15 protein-coding genes are annotated in these 22,656 nt (G+C 48.8%); 5 read left to right on the top strand and 10 right to left on the bottom strand.

Annotation, left to right across the window (positions count from 1 at the left end; translation table 11 throughout):
* Nucleotides 1-486: 486 nt before the first annotated feature.
* Nucleotides 487-1,143 (bottom strand): hypothetical protein, encoded by a 657-nt coding sequence (locus tag QZT80_RS24160; RefSeq protein ID WP_295128550.1) that lies wholly within the window; start codon nt 1,141-1,143, stop codon nt 487-489.
* Nucleotides 1,144-1,372: 229 nt separating this feature from the next.
* On the opposite strand from QZT80_RS24160, the gene QZT80_RS24165 reads away from it, so the two are divergent.
* From QZT80_RS24165 to QZT80_RS24180, 4 genes are all read left to right on the top strand, one after another.
* The gene (locus QZT80_RS24165; RefSeq protein WP_295128552.1) at nt 1,373-6,409 is read left to right on the top strand and encodes a translocation/assembly module TamB domain-containing protein; all 5,037 of its coding nucleotides are present in this window, start codon (nt 1,373-1,375) and stop codon (nt 6,407-6,409) included.
* A gap of 3 nt (nt 6,410-6,412) precedes the next feature.
* A complete protein-coding gene (locus QZT80_RS24170; RefSeq protein WP_295128554.1) occupies nt 6,413-8,740 on the top strand; it encodes a BamA/TamA family outer membrane protein in 2,328 nt (775 codons plus the stop codon).
* Nucleotides 8,741-8,893: 153 nt separating this feature from the next.
* The gene (locus QZT80_RS24175; protein ID WP_295128556.1) at nt 8,894-9,586 is read left to right on the top strand and encodes a gliding motility-associated C-terminal domain-containing protein; all 693 of its coding nucleotides are present in this window, start codon (nt 8,894-8,896) and stop codon (nt 9,584-9,586) included.
* 29 nt (nt 9,587-9,615) lie between these two features.
* Nucleotides 9,616-10,590: a PorP/SprF family type IX secretion system membrane protein gene (locus tag QZT80_RS24180; RefSeq protein WP_295128558.1), complete on the top strand. Its 975-nt coding sequence runs from the start codon at nt 9,616-9,618 to the stop codon at nt 10,588-10,590.
* An 86-nt stretch (nt 10,591-10,676) separates the two neighbouring features.
* On the opposite strand, the gene QZT80_RS24185 is transcribed toward QZT80_RS24180, so the two are convergent.
* The 8 genes from QZT80_RS24185 to QZT80_RS24220 all read right to left on the bottom strand — a co-directional run bounded on the left by QZT80_RS24185 (nt 10,677) and on the right by QZT80_RS24220 (nt 20,333).
* Nucleotides 10,677-11,606, bottom strand: a complete 930-nt coding sequence (locus QZT80_RS24185; protein WP_295128560.1) for a ring-cleaving dioxygenase — start codon at nt 11,604-11,606, stop codon at nt 10,677-10,679.
* Between the two features lie 93 nt (nt 11,607-11,699).
* Complete coding sequence (locus tag QZT80_RS24190; protein WP_295128561.1) at nt 11,700-12,053, bottom strand: MmcQ/YjbR family DNA-binding protein; 354 nt, start codon at nt 12,051-12,053, stop codon at nt 11,700-11,702.
* Between the two features lie 143 nt (nt 12,054-12,196).
* Nucleotides 12,197-13,609 (bottom strand): efflux transporter outer membrane subunit, encoded by a 1,413-nt coding sequence (locus QZT80_RS24195; protein ID WP_295128563.1) that lies wholly within the window; start codon nt 13,607-13,609, stop codon nt 12,197-12,199.
* Nucleotides 13,610-13,619: 10 nt separating this feature from the next.
* Nucleotides 13,620-16,793, bottom strand: coding sequence for an efflux RND transporter permease subunit (locus tag QZT80_RS24200; protein WP_295128565.1), 3,174 nt, complete (start codon nt 16,791-16,793; stop codon nt 13,620-13,622).
* A gap of 51 nt (nt 16,794-16,844) precedes the next feature.
* Nucleotides 16,845-17,978 carry an efflux RND transporter periplasmic adaptor subunit gene (locus QZT80_RS24205; RefSeq protein WP_295128567.1) on the bottom strand — a complete coding sequence of 378 codons (1,134 nt, stop codon included), beginning with the start codon at nt 17,976-17,978 and terminating at the stop codon, nt 16,845-16,847.
* Between the two features lie 618 nt (nt 17,979-18,596).
* Entirely contained in the window at nt 18,597-19,046 is a 450-nt protein-coding gene (locus QZT80_RS24210) for a YqgE/AlgH family protein (protein ID WP_295128569.1), read from the bottom strand.
* A 103-nt stretch (nt 19,047-19,149) separates the two neighbouring features.
* The gene (locus QZT80_RS24215; protein ID WP_295128571.1) at nt 19,150-19,818 is read right to left on the bottom strand and encodes a hypothetical protein; all 669 of its coding nucleotides are present in this window, start codon (nt 19,816-19,818) and stop codon (nt 19,150-19,152) included.
* Between the two features lie 11 nt (nt 19,819-19,829).
* Nucleotides 19,830-20,333: a hypothetical protein gene (locus tag QZT80_RS24220; protein WP_295128572.1), complete on the bottom strand. Its 504-nt coding sequence runs from the start codon at nt 20,331-20,333 to the stop codon at nt 19,830-19,832.
* Nucleotides 20,334-20,706: 373 nt separating this feature from the next.
* Here QZT80_RS24220 and QZT80_RS24225 point away from each other — a divergent pair, with 373 nt between their 5' ends.
* The gene (locus tag QZT80_RS24225) at nt 20,707-22,026 is read left to right on the top strand and encodes a rhamnogalacturonan acetylesterase (protein WP_295128573.1); all 1,320 of its coding nucleotides are present in this window, start codon (nt 20,707-20,709) and stop codon (nt 22,024-22,026) included.
* Here QZT80_RS24225 and QZT80_RS24230 read toward each other — a convergent pair.
* Nucleotides 22,023-22,559 carry a hypothetical protein gene (locus QZT80_RS24230; RefSeq protein ID WP_295128575.1) on the bottom strand — a complete coding sequence of 179 codons (537 nt, stop codon included), beginning with the start codon at nt 22,557-22,559 and terminating at the stop codon, nt 22,023-22,025. The genes QZT80_RS24225 and QZT80_RS24230 overlap by 4 nt on opposite strands.
* Between the last annotated feature and the right edge of the window lie 97 nt (nt 22,560-22,656).

Consider the following 22,656-nt stretch of genomic DNA (forward strand, 5'->3'; position numbering starts at 1 on the left):
TTAGCGGGCATCACCCACCCTCCGCTTAAGTCTTCGCTACAGTAAAAGCTTCCCGGAAGGCAACGCTGACGTTACGAATAAGGTGAGTATTGCTATTACCTAATAGTCATGTAGACCGTGCGTATCTCGTGCGAAGACTTAAGCGGAGGATGGCTTCGTTCCTCGCCATGACGATCTTTGTGACGCCCGCTAACGCGGGCATCACAATATGCATTAAACGTACGTCGGTTGAATGTAATCCGCCAGGCAGTGGTGCTTACGTCTGCCCAATAATGCTTAAACAGCTGAAGAGTGCGACGCAACGGCGGCGTAATACGTTTACTAAAGCTGGTTCCATATACCTCCCCCTAATAACGTAAGGGCAACGAAAGGGCAATAAAAGGGCCACGAAAGGGCTAAAGGTTACCGGCACGCCAAAAATGGGTTAATATACCATCAAAAAAAAGGGAGCCACCGGCCCCCTCTAACTTCTATCTATATACGCTATCAATTTCCTTTCGTCCATACCTTCACATCCCATATCTTGTTTTTACGGATGTCCCAGGTAAAATCTAATACCCGCCACTGGCCATCGGCCCAAACGCGCCATATATCGCCGCTGAGGTTTTGGCTGGTGATGCGGAGGCCTGAAAATACGTAGGCGCCGTACAAGCGCATTTTTTCACTGCGGGTTTGCTCCTGCCCCACCTCGTCGAGCATGATAAACATGGTGGTGGCAAGGTTGTTAGTGACGGCATCTGCGGAGATGCTGGTTTTAAGCGCGTATACGGGGTTCAGGGTACTGTCTTCCATGGTGAAGCTGCTTAAAATATCTTCCATCGCCAACGATCCCAGGGCTTTGAACTTTTTCGTGTCGGGAATTGTTCCTTTAACGGCTTCGAGGCTTTGGCTGCGACTGCTGTAATAAGCTGCGGCATGTTTGTCCAGAAAGCTCTTTATTTTTGCCAGCAACGGAATACGGTCGAGCGACATGGTATCATTAATGCTCATGCGGTCGAGCGCCACGGGTAATTGTTTTACTTCCTCGTAAAGGCTAAAGCTAAACTGCCTGATCTCTTTTTCCAAAGGGCTGATCGTTTGCGCTTTCGCGGAAAAGGTAAACAAGCCAAGGCATATGCTGGCGGCCAAAAGGCATTTTTTCATGCTGGAATAATTTGCGGCGAAGATCGTGGTTTACCAGTTGTGAAAGGCTATAGAAATCGTTAAAGTTTTATCTGAAATAGCCACAGGAAAGGATTCCATACTACCCGTCGGTAAAAAAGGGCGATTGGTCGAAAACTTTACTGAATATTCATTAAAAGCGGAGCCCAGCGGTACGATATTTGCAACTAGGTGCCGATAACATACTATTTTATAACGAGATACGTAATAAGTGAAGGAACCCTCTACCGGCAAACCCTGGAAAAGACGACTGAAGAAATGGTTGATTGGCATTGGAATTACTGTGGTTGGCCTGCCCCTTTTAATACTACTATTATTACAGCTTTCGCCCGTACAGGATTTTGTACGCGGCAAGGCAGAGAATTACCTGCGCAAAAAACTGGGGACAGAAGTACACATTGGCCGCCTCCGTTTTACCTGGTGGCACGATATCAGCCTGCGCGACGTATCCTTAAAAGATAAAAAAGAACAAACTTTATTTGCCACGGGCGAACTGGAGGTGCGGTACAACCTGCTGGCGCTTTTAAGCAATGAACTGCGTGTATACTCGCTGCAATGGAACGATGCGAAGGTGAACGTATACCGCCCGGCTAACGACAGCGCCTTCAACTACCAGTTCATCATCGATGCCTTTGCTTCTCCCACCCCGGAAAAGGATACGGTATTCGAGGAAAGCGGTACTACCATGAAGTACGATATTGGTGAAATAGACCTGCGCCGTATTAACCTGGCCTTTAACGACACGTTGGGCGGTATGCTGGTAAATGCCGACCTCAAACTCCTGCACCTGGAACCTGAAAAGCTGGATATGGACAACGGGGCTTATTACATCGATGAATTTAAGATCGATGGTCTGACGGCTTCTTTCATTCAAAAATACATTCCTTCTGTTTTACCCAAAATAGCGGAACCCGAACCTGTGGATACGGGCTCCTCTCCTTTTGACATCAGGGCTAACAACCTTTTAATCACCAATACGAGCGTAAAGTATGCGAGCGACGGCGTGGGCATAGACGTGGGCGGCAACATCGGCAAACTGCAACTGAAAAACGCCCGGTTCGACCTGTTACAAACCCTGGTAGATGCCCAATCGCTGGTGCTGCATGAAACAACTGTCAATCTTCGTATGGCCAAGGGCCTGGACACTACCGGTGCCAGCGAACCGGAAGACACCTCATCGCCCAACACCTGGCGCATTACTGCTGAAACACTGGATGTGGCAGGGGTTAACTTTAATATGGATAATGCAGATGCGGTACCTCTGAAATACAAAAACGCGCTGGACTTTAACCATATGGCGCTGGCCAATGTAGTGTTAAAGGCTGATCATATTTCCTATAATGCCGATAGCGCACTGGCACACATCAGCACAGGCAGTCTTACCGAAAAGAGCGGCATACAACTGAAAGAGCTGAAGGGTAAGGTATTGTATACCAGCAACGAAGTAAACCTGGGCGAGTTCCTGCTGCAAACAGCCGAAAGTAAGATAGATGCAGATGTGCTGGTACGCACCCGCTCCTGGTCTACCCTGTCGGACAACCTGCCCATGCTACAGATCAAAGCAGACATCAGACCAACTTCAGTAGCCTTGAAAGAGGCCTTGTACTTTGTACCCGATATGGCCAGCAACGCTTCCATGAAACCGCTCTGGCGCAAACGGCTGGACCTTAAAGGCAATATCAACGGCTCCCTCGCCCAGCTGCAAATTCCCGGACTGGAAGTAAAAGATACGGACCACAACTACCTGTACGTGAAAGGCAGCGCCAGCAACGTAACAGAAACGGACAAACTCGGCATCGACCTGCAGCAGGTAAAGGTATTGAGCAGCAACTACGGCATCCGCACCTGGGTGCCGGCCGGTACTATTCCGAACACCGTGCAACTACCCAACCGGATGCAGATCGATGGCAGCGTGAGAGGGGGTATGCAGCAACTGCATCCTAACCTGCTCATGACTACCGACTTCGGCAACCTGTCTGTAAAAGGTGACGTAGGCAATTTTACCGATCCGAAGAAACTGAGTTACAGTCTTACGCTGATAGCACAACAACTGCAAACCGGCCGCTTTATAAGAGATACCACGCTCGGTGCGCTCAACGGCACCATCTTCGCCAAAGGCAGTGGTACCGAACCTAAAACCGCCAATGCCGACGCCAGGATCGACATCAGATCGTTTACGTATAACCGTTATACTTACCAGAACATTGTAGTAGATGGAGGGTTACACAAAGGCGCCTACCAGGCAACAGGTAAGGCAGATGATCCTGCTGTGCAGGTAACATTCGACGTTTCGGGTAAAATTGATTCATTACGCCCGGACATTGCGGCTAATGTAGACCTCCAGCGGTTCGACATGCACGCCACCGGCTTTAGTGCCGATACGATGACCGTGAAAGCCATACTGGAAGCGAAGGTAAACAGTTTACAGCCACGTAAGCTCGATGCTTATGCCAATGTATTTAAGATACAGGTAGCAGATAAGAGCCAGATTTACGCGCTGGACAGTATTTTGGTTCGTGCCGATGCAGACAGTGGCCTGCAGCGGATAACACTACGCGCACCGTTCGGAAGGATGCGGATTGCGGGCGACTTTAACTACCAGACAGTGGCCAGTACCGCACAGGCTATTATCGAACGCCACCTTTCGGCAGCTTCTAACCTGCCACCGGTACCCACCGAAAAACAACAGCTGGCCTTTAACGGCGCGCTGTTCATTCCCAAATCACTCGAAGAGTTTTTCCCCGATATACAACTGGACAAGCCTTTATTCGTATCGGGCCGCCTGAACAGCGACAGTGCATTGCTGGCCGCAGATCTTAACCTGCCAAGGATGCGGTACGACTCCTTCTTCCTGGATACCTTCCGTGTGAAACTGCGGGCAGATACCACGATTATGACCGCGAACATGGTGCTGGGCAAACTCTCACACCCCAGTATTCCGCTCGAACGTACCACAATTGACGCTAAAGCGCAGAACGGGTTACTTGATTTCGATTTACAGATCAACGATCATGATGATAACGCTAAATACAAACTGGGCGGCAACCTGCACTACCTCGAAGGCGACAGCCTCCTGTTCTCCCTCAAAGAGAAAATATTACTCAACAAGATGAACTGGACAGCTGCCGGAGGAAACAGAGTGGTAGTGAAGTCGGGCAACCTTTCTTATGCAGATATTGGTTTCCAGCAACAGGACCAGCTGCTGCGGGTATTTACACCCAATGCCGCTACCGATACCCTGCTGCCGGATATCACTGTTGAACTGAAAAACTTCCGCCTGTCTACCCTCACCAGCATTGTTGAAAAAGACACGGCGCTGGTCAATGGTATTGCCAATGGTGCCATCACCGTTAAGAACCTAAGCGTAAATCCTTTGCTGGACGGCGATCTGAAGGTGGATAGTCTTCGCGCCATGGGCACCTCTATTGGCGACCTTGCGCTTAAAGCTAATTCTACCGAAGATAAATCGTACAACCTGGAGGCGCGCATTACCGGTAATGGCAACGATGTGGAGTTGGAAGGCACTTACGGAAAGGAGATGGACTTTACCCTCAGCCTGCAAAAGCTGAATGTGAAAACACTGGAGCCGTTTACTTTCGGCAACGTAGAAAAGATGTCGGGTGCTGCTAATGGCCGTATTACCCTTCGCGGTACGATGGATGCCCCTAATATACGGGGTCACCTGCACTTCGATGATGCCGCTGGTACCGTTACGATGATCAACAATGAGTTCAAACTTCCCAATGAAGATATTGAGTTCGTGGCCGACGGTATCCGGTTTAACCAGTTTGTGATTGCAGACAGTGCGGGCAATGAGGCCGTATTGAACGGAAGGATCAGGACCGTCGCTTACCGTGACTTTAATTTTAACCTTACCCTGAAAGCCGAGAACTTCCGCGCACTTGGTCCTAAAGCCCATCCGGACCAGCTGTACTATGGCCCCGCTTATATCGACTTAACGGCCCGCGTGCAGGGCGACCTCGATTTACCAAGGGTGCAACTAAACGTAAAACTGAGAGAGAAATCGGAGGTAACAGTAGTAATACCAGAAGATAAACCCGGCATAGAAAGCCGCGAAGGCATTATGGAATTCGTGGACCGCGACAATATGCCCGACTCCAGCCTGCTGACGAGGATAGATTCGTTGCCCTCAATGCCTACACTGAAGGGCATTGTATTCTCCGGCGACGTAGAAATAGATCCGAAAGCCATAATGCGTATCGTGATTGACCCCGGCAACGGCGACTACCTCGAAGTACAGGGTAACGCCACGCTCAACCTCACACTGGACCCGAGCAATAAAATGAGTTTAACGGGCAGGTATGAAATTGATGAAGGAAAATATGCCATGTCGCTGAACCAGCTGATCAAACGTCAGTTTGAGATCGAGAAAGGCAGTACCATTATCTGGAACGGAGAGGCAACCAGCGCCGATGTAAACATACGGGCCAAATATGCTGTAAACGCCCCCGCCATCGACCTTATTGGCGACCAGGTAACAGATGCCACCACCAATAAAGCACAGTATAACCAGAAGGTGCCGGTAGAAGTGTTCCTGATTATCACCGGCGAACTGTTAAAGCCCGAAATAGCATTTGAACTGGATATGCCCGAGAACTCGCGCAACGTGCTGGACGGGGCGCTGTATACCCGACTGAAACAGATCAACCAGGTACCATCTGAGTTAAACAAACAGGTAATGGGGCTGCTGATATTGAACCGCTTCATATCCGAAAATCCGTTTGACCAGTTAGACAGTCGTACGGGAAGCTCGTTCGAAGATATTGCACGAAAGAGCGTAAGTAAAGTATTATCGCAGCAGCTTAACAACCTGGCCGGCAGTTTGATAAAGGGCTTTGATGTGAATTTCGATTTGCAGTCAGAAGACGACTATAGCACCGGCACTAAAACAGAAAGCACCAATCTGAAGGTAGATGTATCGAAACGCCTGCTGAACGACCGGCTTACGGTAACAGTAGGTTCCAACGTAGGCATCACCGGTAATGGCGATCCGCAGGAAGCCAGTACCCTTGTAGGCGATGTATCGGCCGAATACACCCTTACCCGCGACGGGCGCTACCGCCTGCGTGCTTACAGGCGTAACCTCAGCGAAACAATTATCGAAGGCGAAGTAGTAGAAACAGGATTGAGTTTCATGCTGGTAGTAGATTACGATAGGTTCAGGGAGATATTCGAAAGACGCAGGGAGAAGAAACAAGAACGCATCCGTGCTAAAAAATCAAATTAAAGTATGAGCAGAAAGCAGGGCTATATCATCTTAATACTCTGGACCGTACTTGCGGCCTGTTCCACCACTAAAACAGTGCCGGAGGGCGACAGGTTATTTACCGGATCGGATATCAGGTGGAACGGTAAAAAGCCCAAAGATAAAGGCGCGCTGAACAACGGGATGGAAGACCGTTTAAGACCATCACCCAATAAAAAAACACTGGGTATCCCCGTTAAATTGCTGATATATAATCTGGGTAAAGACCCCGGTACTAAAACCAAGGGCCTTAACTACCTGTTACGTAAGAAATGGGGCGAAGCACCTGTATTATTAAGCCAGGTAAAACCCGGTACCAATAGTCTTATACTTGAGAATTACCTGGAGGACAACGGTTATTTTCAGGCGGATGTAAGGGACAGGGTGATCAGGAAAGGTGAGAAAAAAGCGAGCATCACCTACACCGCAACACCGCATACCAGGTACATTGTCGACTCAGTAGTATTCGAAATAGACTCGACCACAGCGCTGGGCGGCATACTCATGGCCAACACAAAGAAATCAGTACTAAAAACCGGCAGTATTTACCGGTTAGACGATGTAAAGACAGAGCGCGAGCGTATGCACGCTATAGTAAAGGAACGTGGGTTCTATTACTTTACCCCGGACTATATATTGATCCAGGCCGATAGTACCCATCAGGGTAAAGTAAACCTGTTTGTGCAGGTAAAGAAAGAAACACCGAAAACCGCGTTGCAGCAATACCGTATGCGTAACGTTACCCTGTTTACCAATTACAGTCTCAATGCCGACACCATGCGTTTTGGTGGTTTAGATTCTGTACGCGCCATGAGACGAGCCGATAGCACCCGTATAAGAAGAAAAACAGGCTTTAATATCATCGATCCCGATACATTGTTTAAGCCGATAGTGTTCGAGCGTTCGGTGTTCCTGAAACGCGATAGTCTGTACCGGTTAAGCTCCCATAACATCACCCTGCAAAGGCTGGTGAACCTGGGCGTATTTAAGTTTGTGCGCGGGCAGTTCAGAACAGCGCGCGACAGCGGTTACCTGAATGCCAGTTTTTATCTTACCCCCTACCCTAAACGTTCGTTGCAGGCAGACCTTACCGGTTACTCAAAAAGCAGCAACTTCGTAGGATCGCAGTTAAACGTATCGGCCAAAAACAGGAACTGGCTGCATGCCGCGAACCTGTTGGAAATAAAACTGGGCGCAGGCTTTGAAACACAGGTAGGTGGCGGGTCCACGCAGCTTAATACGAGCGGCTACAGTCTTACGGGCGACGTATCCGTAACGATCCCAAGGTTCGTTGCACCGGTCAAGGGCATTAATATTCGTACGCCGTTTGTTCCCAGAACGAAAATAAGCATCGGTTATGAGTTGCTGAGCAGACCTTCCCAGTACAACCTTAATGCCTTCTATTTCCAGTTTGGGTACTTATGGAAGAAAACGAAAAACCTCGAGCATCAACTGAACCCGATCGCCATTACTTATGTGCTACCGACCAAACTTTCAGAAGAGTTCATAAAGCAACAGTCGCAAGACCTTGCCTTACAACAGTCGGTATCGAAACAGTTCCTGCTGGGTGGCAACTACACCATTACTTTCAACAACCTGGCCGAGCCCCGTTATCACACATTTTACGGGAGCTTTAATACCGATATATCAGGTAACATCGCCGGACTGCTAATACCGAAGGCCGACAGTCAGAAGCTGATCTTCAACAACCCCTTCTCCCAGTATGTAAGACTTACGCTGGAAGGCAGGCATTACTGGAAACTGGCCGATAAACTTACCTGGGTGAACAGGGCGCTGGTGGGTTACGGTATCCCCTACGGCAACTTCAGCACCCTGCCGTTCGTAAAACAGTACTTCATTGGTGGTAGCAACAGCTTACGTGCTTTCAGGGCGCGTACCATTGGTCCGGGTACTTACAGGGCAGCGGATGCAGACAGCAACAGGCTGCTCGCTAACCAGGCAGGTGATATCAAACTGGAATTAAACTCCGAACTGCGTTATAAACCAATGAACCGGATCGAATTTGCCGCATTTTATGATGCAGGTAATATATGGCTGCGAAACAGGCTCACCGGCAAGGAAGGCGGTGAATTCATTATCGGGCAGGCATTGAGTCAGCTGGCAATGGGCACAGGCCTCGGTCTGAGGGTCGATGCCTCTATCCTGATCATCCGGTTCGATGTGGCGTTCCCGCTACGTAAACCATGGCTGCCCGAAGGCGAGCGGTGGGTAGGCAACCAGATTAAATTCGGTGATCCCGACTGGAGAAAAGAGAACCTGGTACTGAACATCGCCATTGGATATCCCTTCTAGCGGGCATACATATGAAAATATTATTTTATTAATCAAAACACATTATATATATTTGCTATCCATAGACTATTACGGATTTCAGGGGTAAATATCCTGGAGCCCGGTGATAAGCCTTGGTAACGGGGCTTTTACCGATGGTTAAAGCAACTGTATATGAAGTATTTACTATCCTATTCCGGCAAGTGCCACGAGGTGCTGCGCCGTTTTCGAAGGCACGCGTTATACACCCTGTTATTGATACCAGCCCTGCACCTGCAGGCGGTAGCGCAGGTGCCTGCAGACATTCAGCTGCCTGTAAAGGAAATACACGAGAACAACCTGATAGGCACCGCTGTGGGCGCGTTCATGAGTAACGACGCCAACTCTTCCACTTATGTTTATACACTTGTAGCAGGTGCAGACGATGCCGACAATGCTTCTTTTACCATCGATACAAAAGGTATACTGAGAGCGGCCGTTAAGTTCGACTACGAAACGAAGTTTACTTATAACATTCGCGTACGGGCTACTAATACGGCAGGCGAGTTTGTGGAGCGGGCATTTGCCATCACAATTGCAGATGTGTATGAAACGCCTAATAAACTCGAGGCAAACAACATCCTTACACCAAACGGTGATGGCATTAATGACGTTTGGGTCATTAAAAACCTTGACCTGGGCAAAAACAACGAACTCTTTATCTACGACCGTGTGGGCCGTCTTGTGTTTTCTAAAAAGAACTATCAGAACGACTGGAACGGCACCGTTAACGGTAACCACATTGCCGAGGGTACCTATTATTATGTAATAGACCTGGGGCCGTCTAAATACACCGGCTTTATCACACTGATACGTGAAAGGAATTGAGTTACTACCATCATCCTTATGAAAAACCTATGAAATATCCCTATACCTATCATTTTAAACTGATCACCAAAACTGCGCTCGCGGTAGCTGCGTTGGTAAGCTTCTCTTTGGGTGCCCACGCACAGGAACTGGGAAACGAAACCCAAACGCAGCACCCACTGGGCGCACAGTATTTCATGAATCAGTACCTGGCCAACCCGGCCATGGCAGGACTGGGTACCGGTTTAAAACTTGACTTTGCCCACCGCAGGTTATGGCAGGGTATTGAGGGGGCACCGGTTACCACATCGGCCACCGCGAATATTCCCGTAACCGACCGTGTAGCCGCCGGTTTGCAGTTGTACCACGACAAAGCGGGGTTGCTGAGCCAAACACGCGTAGCTGTCACTTACGCCTATCATCTCCCACTTAATTTAGAAAAAGGAACAGCCTTACACTTCGGCCTTTCCGGTGTGCTGGATAATAAACGTATTACATCAAAAGGCATGGAGGGCGATCCCGACCCGGCCGTTGCCCGGTATAATAACCGCGATAACTTCTTCGACGCCGATTTCGGCATGGCGTATACGAACGAACACCTGACTTTGCAGGCATCAGTGCCCAGCCTGTTCGCTAAGTTTACGAAGGACGAATATGAGAGCTTTAATAAACCCTTATTCTTTGCTGCGGCCAGTTACAAGGTAACAACAGACGAAGGTTCCACCATTACATCTGTAGAACCTAAGATTTGCGTAAGGGGCATTAAAGGGGAAAGCAGCATGATAGACATTGGCGCCAACGTAGCCGTACTGAACGACCTGGCCAACGTGTTCGCCATGTACCACTCCACCCGCAACTTTTCCGCAGGTATGGGTTTCAACTTTAAACAGAATGCAGGACTGCAACTGATATACAACTCTCAAACCTCCGGATTAAAGAATTATACGGATGGTGCTTTTGAGATCAATTTACATCTGAACCTCTTCCGCAAGCTGGTGCCAGGTACACAGGAACAGCAACAATAGTCTTTATAACCTATGCTGCAACGAAGAAAGGGGCCCGGTAATACCGGACCCCTTCTTTTTTATATCTCATAAACCGTTTAGTCAAACTACAATTTAGGAAGTTGCGCTGCAATCTGTTCGCGCTGTGCTTCATATTGCTGAGGGAGTTTTAATGCCTCTCCCAGAGATTCGAGTGGTTCGTCTACAGCAAAACCTGGTTCGTCGGTAGCTATTTCGAACAATACACCACCTGGTTCGCGGAAGTAGATGGACGTAAAATAGTTACGGTCCAATACCGGTGTAATGTTAAACCCTTTCCTCGCGATCGCTTCCTGGAACTCTACCTGCGCGGCCTGGTTCTTTACACGGAAGGCGATGTGGTGCACGGTACCGCCGCCAGATAAGTGCCTGGCTTCGCCCGGCGCTTCCACGAGATCGATAAGACCAGCTTTAGGATTACCGTCGAGCGCGAAGCGATAACGGTTCACTTCCTGCGCTACCTGTTTGTAACCTAACAGCTCCAGTACAGCCACCGTAGGTTTGATGCTCGTTAATGTAAGCGTTATGTGGTGAAAACCGCCAAGGGCTACATTACTGTCGAGGCCTGGTGTTTCATAAGGCGTAATCAGTTTATCCTGCGGAACGCCCACCAGTTCAAGTTTCAGCCCGTCCGGGTCGAGGATGGTCAGGTATTCCTGGCCGAATTTCGTAGCAGGTTTGTTATAAATAACATTCCTGTCGTCGAACCTTTTTAACCAGAAATCGAGCGTGCCTTCAGGAACGGCAAAACCGGTTTCAGTAGCTTGGCCAACGCCCCTTCTGCCTTGTGAAATACCTTCCCAGGGGAAGAAAGTGAGTATCGTACCGGGTTCGCCCGCATAGTTGCCATAATAAAAGTGGTAAGTATTAGGATCGTCGAAGTTCACGGTCTTTTTTACCAGCCTCATGCCCAGCGCCTGGGTATAAAAGTCGAGGTTTCTTTTAGCATTACCGGCGATAGCCGTTACATGGTGAATACCTAAAATCTTGTTTTCCATATATCTTAATTGACAAGTCAAAGGTACCGCTCCACGTAAGGTGTATAAATGGACTGTTCGAATAAAATGATGGACATTTTATCGGTAGCCGGTTTACAGTTGGTCCAGCGCCTCCCTGCCTTTCTTCGTTAAACCGGCCACTACCCTGTCGTACGAGTGTTTTACCCACTCCAATATGAGTTTGTCCGGGATCGAACCATCCATGAGGACCGTGTTCCAGTGTTTCTTGTTCATATGGTAACCTGGCTCTACGGCCGAATAACGTTCGCGCAGTTCTACCGCCAGTTCAGGATCGCATTTGAGGTTAGCGCTGGCGAATATGCCGATATCGGTAAGCGCAAACATTTTGTCCATTACGTAAAACACGAGCGTGGTTTCATCGAACGGAAACTTTTCCGAAGTGCCTTTGAGCGAGAGACAATAGTCCCTGAATTTTTCCAGATTCATGGTCCGAAAGTACGAAATCAGGCCGACTCACTATCACCGCTGTTCTATTTAATATGTCATCCGTTTTGACAGGCGGATATGCTTATAGAAAAGCGCCTCCAAAAGTGTTCAGCTTTTGGAGGCGCTTAAAATCTGAGATGCGCTTATTGCTTCCACCCGCCACCTAACGCGCGGTACAGCGTAACTACAGCCTGTAGTTGCTGCAGCTTGTCGTTAATACCATTTAACTGCGCCGTAAGCAGGTTTTGCTCGGCCGTTAACACGTCCGTATAGTTTGTTTTGGAAGAATAGTTCAACAGTTCCTTATTAAACTCTACTGCCTTTTTCAAAGCTTCCAGCTGGTTGTATCGTAGTGCCATCTTCTCAGACGCGGTACTGTAGCTGAACAGCGCATCTGATACTTCTTTGGTGGCATCCAGCATCACTGCTTTGAAGTTGTACAGCGACTCTTCCTGCTGCGCTTCGGCTACCCGGAGGCGCTGGCGGTTAAGTCCTTTGTTGAAGATCGGCTGCGCAAGACCTGCAGCTATATTCCAGTAAAATGTACCATCAAAAAAGCCTTTGAGCGTATTAACGGTAGCAAAACCCGCCGTACCCGAGATGTTCAACTGCGGATAGAAATAAGTGCGGGCAGCATTCGTAAGCTCAAAATTGCTGATCAGCGCATACTCGGCCTGCTGCACATCCGGGCGGTTGCTAAGCAGGTGTAATGGTACGCCTGTATTCAGGTACTTATTGATATCCTGCGCCTCCAGCACACCACGGCGGATGCTGTCGGGCGCAAGGCCTAACAACACGCTGAGCGTATTTTCTATTTCGCGGATGTCCCTTTTAATGTCGGGGATGAGCACCTGAGCCGCATAACGATTGGCCTCACTGTTCACCACATCGGCCCCGGTAAGGGTGGCTGCTTCTTTCAGCGCCTTAATCGTTTCCACATCGTTTTTGCGGATCTCCACAGTTTGTTCGGTGATTTTCAACTGTGCGTCGAGCGCCAGCAAACTGTAATAGTTATTGGCGATATTGGCGATCAGCTGGGTTTGTACAGCCCGGCGATAGGCGTCGCTTTGAAGAAACTGGGCGGCAGCCGAACGTTTGGTGCTACGTAGTTTACCCCAGATATCTACTTCCCAGGCCGAACTACCCAACAGTGAGTACTGATCGTATGCAGGGATGCTTGCGCCGGGAATACCCTGCGCCTGCAACTGTGCGGGCGAGGGTTTAGCATGCGTGTAACCCGGCGTTACTGTCAGCGTAGGCCAAAATGCATCTTTACTCTGCCTGAGATTGGCCGCTGCTACCTTCATACGCGCTACCGCTATTTTCAGGTCCAGGTTACTGTCCAGCCCCTGCTGAATCAGCGACCGCAGTTGCGGATCGGAAAATAACTCCTGCCAGCGGATATCTGCGAGCGTAGAGGTGTCGGTAGTGGTAGCTGCGCCACGATAAGTGGCAGGCGTTTGTATATCCGGTTGCCCGTATTTCTGCGTGATCTTACATCCCGCGGCGAGTACCGGCATCCCTATGATCAATGCTATATAAAATCTGTTCTTCATGCTTTTCGTTTTAATGGGCTGCGGGTATGGTTTGCAAACCTGGTTCATCTTCATCATCCTCGTCTTCGTGTTTGTTTTTGCGGCCTACCTTTTCCTGCAGGTGCTGGAATATCACGAACAGCGCCGGGATAACCATTACCCCGAGCAGCGTACCGATAAGCATACCGCCTACAGCACTGGTACCGATAGATCGGTTGCCATTGGCACCCGCACCCGATGCAAGCATCAGCGGCACCAGCCCGAAGATGAACGCGAAAGAGGTCATCAGGATCGGTCGTAAACGAGCAACCGCCCCATCTACCGCCGCATCCAGTATAGACTCCCCTTTGCGCCGTCGTTGCACGGCAAATTCCACGATCAGGATGGCGTTTTTCGACAACAGCCCTATCAGCATGATCAGTGAGATCTGCGTATAAATGTTATTATCGATGTTGAAGAACTTGTTAAAGATGAAAGTACCCGCCAGACCTACCGGCAGCGATAACAGTACCGCGAACGGAAGGATGTAACTTTCGTATTGCGCACAAAGCAGGAAGTAAACGAAGATCAGACAGAGGATAAAGATATAAACCGACTGTCCACCTGCAGACAATTCCTCGCGTGTAATACCCGAGAACTCGTACCCATATCCTGTTGGCAGCGACTGCGCCGCTACTTCCTGTACCGCCTTGATCGCATCACCCGAGCTATACCCCTCGTTAGGAGAACCTTGTATGGATATAGCCGTAAACAGGTTAAAACGTGAAATACTCTCAGGACCGTACACCCTTTCAAGTGTTACGAACTCACCGATCGGTGCCATGTCGCCGGCGCTGTTACGTACATAAATGTTGTTCAGGCTGGCCTCACTGGTCCGGAACTGCCTGTCCGCCTGGATCATTACACGATATTGTTTACCGAACTGGTTAAAGTTAGATGCATAGATACCGCCAAAATACCCCTGCAATGTAGAAAGTATCGCAGTGGGCGACACGCCGGCATCCTTAGCCCTGGCCGTATTCAGCGAAAGCTGGAACTGGGGGAAGGTAGGGTTGAAAGAAGTGGTAACATACTGTATTTCCGGACGCTGGCGCAGGGCCGCAAGGAACTCGTTATTCACCTTATAAAATTCATTGATCGTATGGCCGCCCTGGTCCTGTAACTGGAACTCGAAGCCACCGCTTACAGAGAAACCCTGTACAGTAGGCGGGCTAAAGAAGATAATGCTGCTGGCCTCACGTATACCGGCCGTTTTACCGAACAGTTCGCGGATAATAGCAGGTGCATCGCGTTTAGGACGATCGCCCCACTCCTTCAATTCGATAATTACCATGCTGTATGCACTGCCCGACCCTGCGATGAAGTTGGTACCAACGATTTGCAGCGTATTATTCACCCCATCAATTGAACGGGCTATTTCTGCTACTTTTTTAGATACTGAATCAGAACGTTCGAGGGTAGAGCCCGGCGGCAGGCTGATAGAGGCGAACACCGTACCCATGTCTTCGTTAGGTACAAAAGACGATGGAGTCGTTTTCATTAGCCAGAACAATCCTCCGCCAAACAGGGCAACCAGTAAAATCGCCATCCATTTGCGGATAGACAGGAAGTGAACAGCACGTTTATACTTGCCCGTAATGGCATCGAACGACTTATTGAAGCCATTGTAAAAGCGTTGCAGGAAGGTCGTTTTCTTATGTTCATGCTCGTTGTGTGGCTTCAGCAGCAGGGCGCAAAGCGCAGGACTGAGTGTTAATGCGTTGATAGCGGAAAGAATGATCGCGATAGCCAGTGTAAGGCCGAACTGTTTGTAAAACACACCCGCCGAACCGGTAATGAATGACACCGGTACGAACACCGCCGACATTACCAGCGTGATGGATACGATAGCACCGCTGATCTCATTCATAGCCGAAAGCGTTGCCTTTCGGGCCGATTTGGCGCCATGATCGAGTTTGGCGTGTACCGCCTCCACCACTACAATGGCATCATCCACCACAATCCCGATGGCCAGTACCAGAGCAAACAGGGTAAGCAGGTTGATGGAGAAGCCAAAAAGATTTAGGAAGAAGAACGTACCTACGATAGCCACTGGCACCGATATGGCCGGTATCAGTGTAGACCGGAAATCCTGCAGGAACAGGAATACCACAATGAACACCAGGATAAAAGCTTCTACCAGGGTATGAATTACTTTTTCGATAGAGGAATCCAGGAAGCGGTTCACATCCACCAACACCGTGTATTTTACACCCGGAGGGAAATTCTTCGCCGCTTCTTCCAATACCGCTTTACTACCGTTAATTACATCACGGGCGTTAGAACCGGCGCTTTGCACCACAGCCACACCCACCGCCGGGTGATCGTTTACAAGGTTATAAGCCGAGTAACTTTGCGCACCCAGTTCCACCCTCGCTACATCCTTTAATAACAGCTGCTGGCCGTTACCAATCGATTTAAGAATGATGTTCTCGAACTGCGTAGCGTCTTTAAGACGACCCGTATATTTAATTACATATTGGAATGCCTGATCACTGTTCTCCCCTACTTTACCCGGTGCGGCTTCGATGTTCTGCTCGGCCAGGGCGGCCGTAATATCCGACGGCATAAGACCGTAAGCCTGCATAGCCTGTGGCTTCAGCCATATACGCATGGAATAATCGCGCGAGCCAAACACCGTTACATCACCTACGCCGGTTACACGCTGTATACGCGGTACAAGGTTGATCTTTGCATAGTTCTGCAAAAAGGTTTGATCGTAAGCAGGGTTTTCGCTGTTAAGGGCGAAAATGAGCAGGTTACTCGTTTGTCTCTTTACCACGGTTACACCGGCCTGCGTTACCTCCGCCGGCAACAGCGCCGTAGCACGGGATACGCGGTTTTGTACGTTTACCGCGGCAAGGTCGGGGTTAGTACCAACTTTAAACACCACCGTGATGGTGGCTGCGCCTTCGTTGGTAGAAGTGGAGCTCATGTAAGTCATGTCTTCCACCCCATTGATCTGTTCTTCCAGCGGGATGATGATGGAGTTAAGTACCACATCGGCGTTGGCACCCGGGTAACTGGCCGACACCTGTACGGTAGGCGGCGCAATGTCCGGATATTGTGCAATAGGCAGCGTTACCAGCCCCAGAATACCCAGTATCACGATGATAACAGATATAACGGTGGAGAGTACCGGCCTTTCTATAAATACTTTGAGCATAATTACGTTTTAAATTAGCGGGAACTTCCGCTTTAACAATACCAGCCGGCTTTACTTCTTCGTGCGTATTTTAGCACCTTCTTTCAGATCGGTGATACCTTCCACCACGATCACATCGCCCACCTTAAGGCCGTCTTCCACTACGAACGATTGTCCGTCAGGCATAGGCCTCACCGTAAGGGCTACGCTGGTAACAGTGGTATCCTGTTTAACCAGCCAGGCAAAACGTTTACCCTGCAGGTCGTAAGTAGCTACCTGTGGAATAACGATGGCCGAATCTATTTCCCTGGGAATCCTTACCGAGCCGCTACCGCCGCTACGCAGGATGCCAACCGGGTTAGGAAATACTGCGCGGAACGATAAAGTACCCGTTTCCGAAGACACAAGTCCACTACCGGTTTCGATACGACCCTTCTGATCATACACGGTACCATCGGCCAGTATGAGCTGTACTTCGGGAGCGCCCTTCAGTTTGTCCTGTAGTGTAGCGCCCTTGTATATGCGGGAAATGTTAAGGAGTTGTTTTTCATTCAGGGAGAAGTAGGCCAGTACGTTGCCCGATTCGGACACGGTAGTGAGCGGCTGTGCAGAGTTGCTGCTCACCAGGGCACCTACCTTATTGGGGAGATTGCCAATTATCCCGTTAACCGGGCTGCTGATGGCGGTATATCCCACATTCGTACGGGCATTGGCCAGCGTGGCATTCGCCTGGGCCAGGGCAGCCCTTTTTGCCTGTAACGCGTATTCCGCAGCTTCCTGTTCAAACTTGCTGATAATCCCTTTCTCCACCAGGGGTTTCACCTTGTTTACCTGCAGTTCAGCACTGCTTACTTCTGCCTGGGCCGTTTTAATGCCGGCTTCGGCGGTGCGCACTTCCTGTTCATACTGGGGATTGCTGATACGGAACAGTAACTGTCCCTTTTTAACCGTGGCGCCCTCGTCTACATAGATCTTTTCCACGAACCCGTCGATCTTTGGCCTGATCTCCACTACCTGCTGCCCCTGGATATTAGCGGGAAAGTCGGTATGCAGTGATGCATGCTCCAAAGTAATGGTTTCCACTTTATAATCCTTCACCGCCCCTGCGCCGGGCATGCCTGTCTTCTTTTCTCCTCCGCAGGATGTTAACAGCATTCCGCCTATTAACGTCCACATGCAACCGAAACAATAATTGTAAAACTTCATATAGTGAGTGCTGGTTTTGTGCTAATTTGAAAGGTTTATACCAACTTTGACGACCTGGAAAGAACAACACTTAAACCGGCCCAAAGGTTTTAATACTCATAAACTGATACGGGGTACCGGCTGTTTGGGATAGGGTAAGAAGAAATGCCTCATAAGCCACAGGCAGCCAGTGTCCCTGATGTGTTCTGTTTCCGTAGTCTGAGGTGCAAGGTACTACGCCCCGGCCTGCCCACTACCCAATTAGCGACGAAATGAACATTTCCTGCGGCAAGGCTGCCATGAACAGTTGTTGTTTTCCTGTGGTTTTTATGGTTTAACTACTATCAACAAACATGCCTTCCTTGGATTCCCCTCTGCCGCGACGCCCGTTCTGGTTTACAGGCTTGCTGCCTACTATTATACCCGGATTGTGGGTGGGCCCCAATACAAAGTGTATTCATAAGGCATGGAAGGTGAGGCTATGCTGGCAGATGACCAGGATTACCGGGATGTTACCATAGCGGGATACTAATAAGTATTACTTAGAGGAAAGGCGATTAAAGTCTGCTTATGAACTACAGGGGGTAAGCGCAGGCATACGACGCCTTCTATTTGCATTTACAAAATCATTACGATGGGCTACTTCGCATTAAACAACATCCACTCTTCCATCACCTCCCAACTGCCCTCTTCAATTTCATTATCGAGGTCGAGGTAATCCCAGCCGCAGTAGCCGATAAATACCCTTACGTCGCGGCCGGTGAGTATACGGTTGTCGATGTGTTTTACTGTGGTTTGAAAATCGCCGCCCAGGAAAATTTTATCAGTAACGGGCACGCCACCCTCAATAAGATCTGGACGCCGGTGTACAAAATAAAGGTGTTCCTGGTCTACCGGGCCTCCAAGATGTATGGGAAAAGGAATGATGTGTTTAAATTCTTCCAGCTCATTCAGTTTGCGGGGAAAAGTTTGGTTCACTACAAAGCCCATGGCCCCCTTCTCGTTATATTCCGTAACAAATATCACCGTTTTCTCGAACTCGGTACCATCCAGCAGCGCGGTGCTTTTTATAAAAATGCCTGGTTTCATAGAGGGCAAATATAATTTTAAGTTATTAAAAAATGTAATTCATATATACATGCCGCTGCTAAAAATAACAAAGCCCGGCGTATCTGGTGCCGGGCTTTGTTCCTTATTTCCTGCTTTCAAGCGCTTTGAGCCGCGCCTTCATTTCTTCATTTTCTTTTTTCATTTCGATAAGATACAAGGTAAGTTCTTCTATCTTCTGGAGTAGTTTCGCGTCCATATTACCCAGGTCAATCCCTTCCTGTTTTACCTCTTCTGCGGATGGAATACCTGGCAGATGCTGGTGTTCGGCAATATACTTTTCGACCGAAGCAATGGAGGGCAATTCGTAGTTTTTAGCGAATACGTAGTCGGGCCAGGTGAGCGCTGCTGTTACTTTAACCTTACGGGCAGCGATGGTGCCTTCTACGGCGAGTTTATTGGTGCCGGTGGCGGCGGTTCCGATTCCCACATTCCCTTCCGGTGTAATGCGCATACGCTCTACCATGTTATGCGTACCCGCATTTCCAACAGCGTTCGTGTAGAATTTTATATCAGTGTCCCAGGAGCCTCCACGGGAAAAGCCAATGGCGGAGGCGCCACCGCCTACAGCAGAATAACCGATCGCCAACTCAGTTTGAAACTCCGCTCCCTGTAGCCAGATAGCCTGGACATCGTCAAATTTATTCACAAAGCCATTATTCTTTTTGGGTAGATGGATGGTACCTGTAGTAACGTATCCACCTATGTTTAAACCCACATTTTCTACACTGATAAATGGCTGCGGATCACTCACTACATTGTCGGTTACCAGGGTAAGTATTTCATTGTCCGCATAACCTGTGAATGAAAAAGCGTAAAGGTCGACGAGTTCAGTATTTCGACAGCCATGTACCGTTCACCTCCATACGTCACCAGCATAAGACGGGTGGGTTCTACGTATGAAATAAGACTACCCCTCGTTAAATCATACGCGCTGCTGGTATTAACCTCCACTGCCCACTTTCTGTTCCAGCCGGTAGAGCCGCCACGGGTTGCTACTATCTTTCCAGAAACAAACTGATCGGTCATGAGAAGGGTGTTGGTATAAACCTTGTGCAACAGCACATAGTTCGGCCCCTGCGTATCCTCGGTCTGGCCAGGAATGCCCCTGTTTACGTAGTAATTGCGGTTATTACCCAGCACATGTAAAATGCTCGTGGGATTGGTAGTACCTATACCTACGTTTCCGGTACTCTCGAGTTTGTTCGTCTGTGAATAAGCTGCAGGTCCTGCGAGCAGCAGAAATGGTAATAATAATCTGATCTTCATGATGAAAAAAAATTAAGGGATAATAAATTTGTAATAGTTAACAGATGCAGCATAGTCAGGCCAGATAAGACTAAAACAACCGGGCTACATCTGTCTTATTAACGGGTTTAATTACCTGATCAACAAACACAATAAATTAGGTATTTCTTATCGGGTGCAGGTGCTAAGATAGGATGCTTCATTTTAAATTCCATCAACTTTTCCGCATTTTTATCATCAACTTTCGCTCTCAAAGTTATACATGCCAATATCTAAAGGCGTATTCACTTCTGCATATCCGTTGGGGATACAACAACCCGGGTCAGAATGTGGTAAAACAAAATAAACTTATTATCTTTCTAAAGATAAAAGTCCTGCTTTCCCAATTAAGATTATGAAACTATACCTGTTTATATCGGCCTGCCTGTTAACTACCTCCCTGGCAATAGCCCAGGAAATGAGCAAGGGAATTAAAAGATTCACGATCGGCCCGGATGATATTACCCCCACCACTTTGTACAACAGCAAAACCGGCTACGGGTTTGACGATACCACCGGCCTGCGGATGGTGGAAAGCAAACGTCGCGGGCCCACCACATACATCACAGCGAACCGGCCATTCTCCTTTTCTGTAGATCTTCCTGAAGGATTCTATAATGTAACCGTTATCCTGGGCGACGTGAACGGGACCTCTGCTACTACAGTAAGGGCTGAATGCAGGCGGTCGTTCATTCAAAACTTTATCACCAAAAAGGGACGGCTGGCGAAGAAAACTTTTACTGTGCAGGTACGGGACACCCTCATTTACAATAAGGAGGGCAAGGTTACCGGCAGTATTAAAATAAAACCCCGCGAGCGGGAGTACCTGCATTGGGACAACCGCCTGACCATCGAATTTACAGACAGTGTTCCAAAGGTCTGCCAGATAGAAATTAATAAGGCAAATGTAGAGCATGCCATATTCCTGGCCGGTAATTCCACCGTGGTAGACCAATCAAAGGAGCCCTGGGCTGCATGGGGACAAATAATACCGGCCTTTTTAGATCCGGAAGATGTAGTGGTAGCGAATTATGCCGAAAGCGGAGAAGCCTTGTACAGCTTCAAATCTGCCGGTCGCCTGGACAAAATACTGAGCCTGGCACAGCCGGGCGATTATGTGTTCATTGAATTCGGGCATAACGATCAAAAACGTAAGGGCGAAGGTGTTGGGCCCTTCACGTCCTATAAAAAAGACCTGGAATATTATGTACAGGAAGTCCGCAAACGCGGTGCCGACCCCGTACTTGTAACCTCCATGCACCGGCGCAGCTTCGACAGCAGCGGCCATATCATCAACACCCTTGGCGATTACCCTGCGGCAGTAAGACAGGTAGCCAAAGAACAAAACGTTGCCCTCATCGACCTTAATGCCATGAGCAAAGATCTGTACGAGGCATGGGGACCCGAATTATCATTAAAGGCTTTTGTTCACTACCCGGCGGGTACGTTTCCCGGTCAAACGGAGGCGCTGAAAGACAATACCCACTTCTCCCCTTACGGCGCTTATGAAATTGCGAGATGCATTGCAAAGGGCATTATGGATGCAAAGCTTCCGATACGCAGGGCTTTACTACCGAAGTATAGGACATTTGATCCGAAGAAGCCGGACGATTATGGTACGTTTTACTGGCCAATGAGTGGCAGTGTGGAGGTAATGAAGCCTGATGGGAATTAAACTGTTTTTCCCTTAATACCTTTCCGCAACCAGGCACCATAATCACGCCTCACTTTGATGTCACTAAATAACACCTTCAGCACTTCGGCGGGAGCATTCATCTTGTTTACATCCAGCATTAATCTGAAACTGGCCGGGCCTGCTTCTGCAGGCTTTACCAGCCACGAAGCTTTGAGTCCTTTAGCACTCAGCGGAGGCGTAGCTTCCTGTATTACCGATACATCGAATGCAGCGCCTTGCAGCTCTATGCTATTGATGGCCGTAATGTATTCATCACTCATCTGCTCCGCACTATCTGTGTGAACAGGATAAATAACTACTGCTACTTTGTACTTCCAGCCACGCACCATACTTGATTCATAACGGCATTCGATGAAGAGGTTAAGCAAAGGACGACTAACCACCTTAGGCATACCGGCTGCTGGTTTTTCGGGGGCAGTACGGAAAATCCTTAAGGTGAAATACACAATGCCTATAATGGCCGCAATGTAGATGAGGTTACTGATAATTTTTACAATTACATCCCAGGGCATTACAATGGTTTATATCAAAAGATAAGATTTTTTGGGCACACCTGGAGCTGTTAAACCTTTTTACTTTTTTGCTGTTATCTTACGATCGGTCACATCT

The organism is uncultured Chitinophaga sp. (assembly GCF_902168175.1).
Lineage (GTDB): Bacteria > Bacteroidota > Bacteroidia > Chitinophagales > Chitinophagaceae > Chitinophaga.

Bases quoted from the DNA above. Each gene is read 5' to 3' on its own strand.
- QZT80_RS24170 (WP_295128554.1), top strand. From the start codon at position 6,413: ATGAGCAGAAAGCAGGGCTATATCATCTTAATACTCTGGACCGTACTT.
- QZT80_RS24185 (WP_295128560.1), bottom strand. From the start codon at position 11,606: ATGGAAAACAAGATTTTAGGTATTCACCATGTAACGGCTATCGCCGGT.
- QZT80_RS24190 (WP_295128561.1), bottom strand. From the start codon at position 12,053: ATGAATCTGGAAAAATTCAGGGACTATTGTCTCTCGCTCAAAGGCACT.
- QZT80_RS24230 (WP_295128575.1), bottom strand. From the start codon at position 22,559: ATGCCCTGGGATGTAATTGTAAAAATTATCAGTAACCTCATCTACATT.
- QZT80_RS24175 (WP_295128556.1), top strand. From the start codon at position 8,894: ATGAAGTATTTACTATCCTATTCCGGCAAGTGCCACGAGGTGCTGCGC.
- QZT80_RS24160 (WP_295128550.1), bottom strand. From the start codon at position 1,143: ATGAAAAAATGCCTTTTGGCCGCCAGCATATGCCTTGGCTTGTTTACC.
- QZT80_RS24225 (WP_295128573.1), top strand. From the start codon at position 20,707: ATGAAACTATACCTGTTTATATCGGCCTGCCTGTTAACTACCTCCCTG.
- QZT80_RS24220 (WP_295128572.1), bottom strand. From the start codon at position 20,333: ATGAAGATCAGATTATTATTACCATTTCTGCTGCTCGCAGGACCTGCA.
- QZT80_RS24200 (WP_295128565.1), bottom strand. From the start codon at position 16,793: ATGCTCAAAGTATTTATAGAAAGGCCGGTACTCTCCACCGTTATATCT.
- QZT80_RS24195 (WP_295128563.1), bottom strand. From the start codon at position 13,609: ATGAAGAACAGATTTTATATAGCATTGATCATAGGGATGCCGGTACTC.
- QZT80_RS24180 (WP_295128558.1), top strand. From the start codon at position 9,616: ATGAAATATCCCTATACCTATCATTTTAAACTGATCACCAAAACTGCG.
- QZT80_RS24205 (WP_295128567.1), bottom strand. From the start codon at position 17,978: ATGAAGTTTTACAATTATTGTTTCGGTTGCATGTGGACGTTAATAGGC.
- QZT80_RS24210 (WP_295128569.1), bottom strand. From the start codon at position 19,046: ATGAAACCAGGCATTTTTATAAAAAGCACCGCGCTGCTGGATGGTACC.